3 protein-coding genes are annotated in these 3203 nt (G+C 65.8%); all 3 read left to right on the forward strand.

Translation table 11 applies throughout. From position 1 onward, the window contains the following. The first annotated feature begins 207 nt into the window (after positions 1–207). The 3 genes from ACFYY1_RS43160 to ACFYY1_RS43170 all read left to right on the forward strand — a co-directional run bounded on the left by ACFYY1_RS43160 (position 208) and on the right by ACFYY1_RS43170 (position 2482). On the forward strand, positions 208–1188 hold the full coding sequence (locus ACFYY1_RS43160) for a hypothetical protein (protein ID WP_388595580.1): 981 nt from the start codon (positions 208–210) through the stop codon (positions 1186–1188). Positions 1189–1730: 542 nt separating this feature from the next. Next, a complete protein-coding gene (locus ACFYY1_RS43165; RefSeq protein WP_388595582.1) occupies positions 1731–1991 on the forward strand; it encodes a hypothetical protein in 261 nt (86 codons plus the stop codon). Then, a complete protein-coding gene (locus ACFYY1_RS43170; protein WP_388595583.1) occupies positions 1988–2482 on the forward strand; it encodes a hypothetical protein in 495 nt (164 codons plus the stop codon). Before ACFYY1_RS43165 ends, ACFYY1_RS43170 begins: the two co-directional genes overlap by 4 nt. Positions 2483–3203 lie beyond the last annotated feature (721 nt).

Raw genomic sequence — 3203 nt, forward strand, 5'->3', positions numbered from 1 at the left:
CAAACACCGCGCCAAGCGCCACGACGTCGGCAAGACCGTCAAACGCGCCGAGACCATCAAGGAACACGAAGCCCGCCGAGGATAAACGCCAAGCTAAGTTCAGTTCAGGCGTCATGAGTTGTCACCTGTTCAATGAGCTGACGCCCCGCCCGAGAGGCCAGGCCCATCGCATGAAGCGCAATCACCTATGCGTACAAGGAAATCGTCATGACTGTCAGCGTCCGGCGGAAAATTCCCACGCTCATTTGCGCATCCTGCCTCATCAGTGGGCTCCTCGCCTCCACGGGAGCCACCACCGCCGTGGCAGCCTCCCAGCCCCCCACTGAGGTATCGGCCGGAGCGCCCACGCAGGGCGGCGACCAGGGCGGCGGTGGGGACCAGGGCGGCGGCAGCGGCGACACCGACCAAGGCAGCGGTGGGGACCAGGGCGGCGGCAGCGGCGACACCGACCAGACCATCGACCAACCCAGCGACCAGAACATCGACCACCAGGTCACAGAAACCAGCGACCAGAACATCGACCACCAGGTCACGGAAACCAGCGGTGGCGGCACGAACACCATCCAGCAGGGCAACCCGACAGGCGGCAGGAACCCGAGTCCCATTGAGCTTGTCACCCAGACCGGCGGCAATCCAAATCCCATCGAGGTTGGCAACCCGGTCGGCAGTGGAAACCCGCACCAGGTCGTTGACCAGGCTCCCGTGCCTTGTCCCGTTGGCACACCCCAAAACCCAAACCCCGTTGGCACACCCAAACCGTGCAGCACAGAGAAGGAGAAACCTCCGACTGCGATGCAGGAGCAGCAAAACTCGTGCGCCGCGGAGTTCATTCCCTTGGGCAAGGGCCTCAAGGTGGTGTGGAACGTGACGACGAAAAAGGGGGGTAAGACCGTCGACTTGGTCCTAGACATGGCGAAAGGAGGCGCCGCCGGCTGGACGAGCGGTACTCACGTCGTGGAGGACAAGAATACTGGCGACAAGTGGCAGGTCATCGCGGATGTGGCCGCAGATGCGGCCGAAGCGGCGACGCCATTTGGCTCATGCATCAGGTTGGGAGTCATGGTCGCCCAGGCGGCGCCCCCATCCGTCGTCCCTTGCTCGGATCTTTCGGCCCCGGGTTCAGCGACGCTCCCGACGGACTCGGAACGTAAGCAGAATGGTGGAGCTTACGTGTCCGGATGCAAGTAGAAGTAGTTGCTCACAGCCCTCTCATGAGGGCGCTGTCGTCGGCCGCTAAGCGGGACGGTCAGGGAATTCCTTCGTCCCGCGTACCGTGTCGAGTACCTCCTGCTGAAGCTTCAGCTCGGGCGGCTCCCCAGGTAGCTCAGGGTCCAGGTGGCCCGCGATCCGCGCGAGAGTTTAGGTGTCGGCGACCGCGACCGCGTCCATCGACCCGAACTCTGCGAACGCATCCCGGGCCAGGGGCCAACTGCCGCGAAGGGCCGAGACGGCCGCACGGACGTCGTTGAAAAGCCGCTGGGCGGACACCCGCTGTCCAAGGCTCGTCACTTCGTGACCGCGTCCGAATCTCCGTGAATCGCGGCGGGCCGCCGGGTGTCCTGGTAGGCGGTGCTCGTAGCCGCGCGGGGCGGCTGGCAAGAATATGAACGCCCCTTGGTTGCCGCGTTCTGCCGGGCATTCGCCGAAGCCAAGGCGGGTGCGGCAGAACAACAACCCACCGAGTTGATATCTGGGTGTACGGAACTACTCCGATCCGGTATGCCTGTCGGGTGCCCACACCCGACACCGTCGACCTCGACGACCCCACCACCTGGCCGGCCAACCTTGCCGAGCTGATCGCCGAACTCATCTATGCAGTTCCCGAGGGACTCGACGCTGGGAGCGACCTACACAACGAAGCCTGTGAACTCGCCGAGTACGACGTCCAAGTCCGTGAAATGCTCGCCGGCACCTGCTACGCACTTACCACGCGACCCGACTCCTCGACTACGAGATCAAGGACGTGCGGGCGCTCGGCCTTCTTGCCTTGACCGAGGAATCGCTGACCAAGCGGGTAGAACGGGCAGTCAGGGCGGGGTTCATCGCTGAACAGGATCTGGCTGTGCTGCGGCAGTCGACCGCATTGTCCTACGAGCGGCCGCTGGTGGCGAAGCAGCGGTTTGGCGAGGTGAGCGTGGTCAGCTCCCGGCAGCCGCTCACGAATCCCTGGCCTTGCGGACTCCTGTCGAACTGGGGCGGCGAGGTCCGGCAGTTCGGGCCGGGCTGGACGGATGCCGAGTTCGAGCACGTCCGCCGGCTCGGTCGCCCTTCGCTGATCATCGCAGGGATCGATGTCTCTACGCCGCCCGCAGCTGGCTCCGGACGGGAACTCATCTTCGACTTTCTCGGCGTCCGCCTCGGTCTGAACGGCAACGGCGTCACCATCCACTACTCCGCCGATATCCCAAGCGAGCAGATCGTGGAGGTCTGCCACCCCGGACACCCCGAGTACGACCGGCACGCGCACTTCCCCAAGTCGTAGCCGGGCCGCCCCTACATCAGGCGGAAGGGTAAGGCGGACTCCATTCGAGAACCCCGAAAGGCCCCTCCAAGGAGAGGGGCGAATTCGAGGGGCCTTTCAGTGCGCGGTGAGCAGCGCCACGGGGTACCGCACCAGCGCCGAGGGGGTGTCAGGCTGGGTGGTGGGGCAGTTCCTCGTCGGTATGGCCACCGGTTCCAAGGGTTCGCCGCGGGGACGGTGGCGCGGCCGGGCGTGTGCCGAGGACGCCTCGGGCTCGTAGGTCGTCGAGGTCGGAAAGGCGCTCTCCGGGGAGAGCGTCGAGTGGGTCGGCCTGGGCGGCGCGGATGCTGGGCGCGGGAGCCTGGGGGCCTGCGCCCAGGGCACGGCGGACGGTCACGCCGGCCATCGTACGGGCACCGCATCACCGCTCGATCCGGCCGCCGGGCTCCAAGCAGAGTGTCGCTGCTGCGGCCGGGATCGTGGTCCAGGAGCAACGTGCTGGCCCTGGCCTGCGGTGGTCGTGTCTGTGGTCGGCCCACGCCAGCCGTGGTCGCGCCAAGTTTCGTGCTTGGTTGGAGCGAAGGTGTGCTGGGCCGTTACGGTTTCAGTAGAGCTGACGGTGCGTCGGCTTCTCGGCTCTTCAGTCTTGAACTGCTGTGTCCGTGTGGTCTGTTACGGGAGGGTCGGTGAGCTTGGTGGCTTCGGCGGGGGTGGCGCGGGTGTGGGTGTGGGTGACGGCGGT

This window comes from Streptomyces sp. NPDC001890 (assembly GCF_042891445.1).
GTDB lineage: Bacteria > Actinomycetota > Actinomycetes > Streptomycetales > Streptomycetaceae > Streptomyces.